The 3,371-nt window shown below is 36.1% G+C and carries 2 protein-coding genes and 2 pseudogenes; all 4 read left to right on the top strand.

Features of this window, described 5'->3' with window-relative positions; genetic code table 11:
- Window positions 1–493: pseudogene (locus GXZ13_08005) on the top strand (site-specific DNA-methyltransferase).
- A gap of 483 nt (window positions 494–976) precedes the next feature.
- A pseudogene (locus tag GXZ13_08010) lies at window positions 977–1,765 on the top strand (site-specific DNA-methyltransferase).
- 12 nt (window positions 1,766–1,777) lie between these two features.
- The gene (locus tag GXZ13_08015; protein ID NLX75747.1) at window positions 1,778–2,173 is read left to right on the top strand and encodes a DUF2513 domain-containing protein; all 396 of its coding nucleotides are present in this window, start codon (window positions 1,778–1,780) and stop codon (window positions 2,171–2,173) included.
- Window positions 2,170–3,371 (top strand): DEAD/DEAH box helicase family protein (locus tag GXZ13_08020; protein ID NLX75748.1); only part of this gene is annotated, 1,202 nt, incomplete at its 3' end. The genes GXZ13_08015 and GXZ13_08020, both read left to right, overlap by 4 nt.

The raw sequence follows: 3,371 nt of genomic DNA on the forward strand, positions 1-3,371 counted from the left end.
ACGCTACAACTTTACTTGGAATGGCAAAGGACGAGCCTTACGTTTATCTCAAACACCTTCCCTAGGAACATTAAGACCTTGTAAAGAGGAAAGCAAGGATTGGGATACTACCCAGAATCTTTACATAGAGGGGGATAACCTTGAGGTATTAAAACTTTTACAAAAGAGTTACCACGGCAAGGTTAAAATGATTTATATAGACCCTCCCTATAATACGGGTAAGGACTTTGTTTATAAGGATGACTTTCATGATAGCCTTGAAAACTACAAGAGAATTACAGGGCAAGTAGATAAAGATGGCAATAGACTAAGCACAAATGCAGAGGCAAGTGGTAGATATCATACAGACTGGCTTAATATGATGTATCCAAGACTAAGATTAGCAAGGAATTTGCTTGCAGAAGATGGAGTTGTTTTTATAAGTATTGATGATAATGAAGTTGATAATCTAAAGAAAATTTGTAATGAAGTGTTTGGAGAAGATAATTTTATTGGATGTGCTGGCAGGATAACTAAGAAAAGTAACAATAAAGGAGACTTTTGGGCGCCTAATTTTGATTATCTTCTTACTTATACAAAGAATATTGTTTGTGCTGAGCCATTTTTTGGAGGAGCTAACGTTGAAGCATATAACATAGTTGAAGAAGATGGACCAAGGAAAGGCGAGCGATATCAGTTAGTTCGATTATATATGTCAACTATTCAAAATAGAAACCCAGAGCAAAGATTCTGGATTGATTGTCCTGATGGCACGAGGGTAATTCCACCAGGTAAAACTTTTCCACCTGAGCGTCCTTTGTTAGGTGATGGCATTTGGAGATGGACAAGAACAAAGTTTGAAGCAGAAAAAGATAAGATTGTTGTTAAACCTGTTCGTTCATCTAACTTAGTAACGGAAGATGGCTCGCCTGCAAAATGGAATGTCTTTACAAAGACATATTTGCAAGATGTAATTGATAATTCATCAGCAAAGCCTAATAGTTTCATTGAAGACCATATTAATCAGCGTGGTTCGCATGAACTTGGTGAACTAGAAATCCCGTTTAATTATTCGAAGCCTTCATCGTTGATTCGATACCTAATGGAAGTTTGTAAAGTTAAGGATGAAGATGTTGTTTTAGACTTCTTTTCTGGTTCTGCCACAACTGCTGATGCTGTAATGCAACTTAACGCTGAAGATGGTGGCAATCGTAAATTTATTATGGTTCAGTTACCAGAGACTACAGACGAAAAAGATGAAGCCTACAAAGCTGGATTTATGAATATCTGTGAGATAGGCAAAGAGCGTATTCGTCGTGCAGGTGAGAAAATAAAGGAAGAAAAAGGGCTAGAAGCACAAAATCTTGATATTGGCTTTAAGGTTTTGAAACTAGACACTTCTAATATCCGCAAGTGGCAACCCGACTATGATAATTTGGAACAATCTTTATTGGATTATGTAGATAACTATATGGAAGGTAGAACAGAGTTGGATGTTGTCTATGAGATAATGCTCAAATACGGTCTTGACCTAACCTATCCAGTTGATGAGTTTATTCTTGCACAGAAGAAGGTTTATTCTATTGGATTTGGTATGCTGATGATTTGCCTTGACGATGAGATTACAACAGAAGTTGCTAAAGGCATTTTAGAAAAGGTAAAAGAATTAGCACCTGAGAGCACCAGAGTTGTATTTAAGGATAATGGTTTTAAGACAGATAGTAACAAGACCAATATCAAGGAGATACTTAAATCCGGCGGAATTGAAGAATTTATAACTTTGTAAGGAGGTGCACATATGCAAAGAGATATGGATTTAATGAGAAAAATACTATTTAAAATAGAAGAAGTTTTCCCGGCTGGAAATCTATTAATTCATGGTGTTCCAATAGACGGATATGATATGGCATTAATTGCAGACCGTTGTCAACTATTATATGAAGCTGGACTTATAAATTCGTACAAACCTCATCGTGGCGGACAAGGAGCAAAGGTCTTATTTTATTCTGTTGGCAACTTAACAAATAGTGGGTATGATTTTCTAGATAAAATTCGAGAGGATACCATTTGGAACAATACCAAAGATATTATAAAAGACAAAGGTCTGCCAATGGTTATGGATGTTATAAAAGAGGTTTCTTCAACTCTGATATCTTCAATGGTTGAGGGTACGATAAGGGGGTTAAAGCAATGAAATTGCAATTTGATAAAAACTTAGAATATCAGCACCAAGCCATAGCCTCCATTGTTGATTTGTTTAGAGGTCAAACCCCAATGCAGACAAACTTTACAGTAGCACCCTATAATGGGCAAATAGGCTTGTATGATAGTACCAATGGTATCGGTAACAGGCTTGAACTTGATGAAGATGAGATTTTAGAAAACTTGCAAGAAATTCAGCTGAGGAATGGTCTACCACAGACAAAGAGCCTAAAGGCTGGGAAATATGACTTTGATATAGATATGGAAACGGGTACAGGTAAGACCTATGTCTATCTGCGTACAATACTTGAGCTACGTAAAAACTATGGCTTCTCTAAGTTTATTATCGTTGTCCCAAGTATTGCTATTAAAGAAGGGGTCTATAAGTCTTTAGAGATTACAAAAGAGCATTTTCAGGATTTATTTGATAATACAATTTATAACTACTTTATCTATGATAGCAGTAAATTGGAACAGGTCAGAAGTTTTGCAGTAAGCGATAATATAGAGATTATGGTTATCAATATAGACGCCTTTAGAAGGAGTTTCACTGACCCAACCAAAGAAAACAAAGCCAATATCATTCATAGACCTAATGATAGATTAAACGGTATGAAACCTATTGAACTGATACAGGAAACAAGACCATTTGTTATTATAGACGAGCCACAATCAGTAGATACCACTCCTAAGTCTAAAGAAGCCATTAAGTCACTTAATCCATTATGTACCTTACGCTACTCTGCGACCCATGTTGAAAAGCATAATCTTGTTTATAAGCTGGATGCAGTAGATAGCTATAATTTAGAGCTGGTAAAGCAAATTGAGGTAGCAGGCTTTGAAACCAAGGACTACCACAATAACGCATACTTGAAGCTTTTATCCGTAAACAATAAGAAGTCTCCTATAACAGCAAGAATAGAGCTGGATGTTAAAGATAATAAAGGAGTAGTTAAGCGTAAACCAATAGTAGTAAGACAAGGCGATGACCTTTATGATAAGTCTAAAGGTCGTGATGTCTACGAAGGATATATTGTCAATGAGATTTACTGTGAAGAAGGAAATGAATATGTTGACTTTACAAGCAAAGCAGATATTTTACGTATAGGAAAGCCAATTGGTGATGTAGACGATTTGGCTATAAAGGAGCAACAGATAAGGAAAACCATAGAGGAACACTTAAATAAGGA

The sequence above is a fragment of the Synergistaceae bacterium genome (genome assembly GCA_012728235.1).
Lineage (GTDB): Bacteria > Synergistota > Synergistia > Synergistales > Synergistaceae > JAAYFL01.

Coding starts and splice junctions, on each gene's coding strand:
- GXZ13_08015 (NLX75747.1), top strand. CDS start 1,778: ATGCAAAGAGATATGGATTTAATGAGAAAAATACTATTTAAAATAGAA.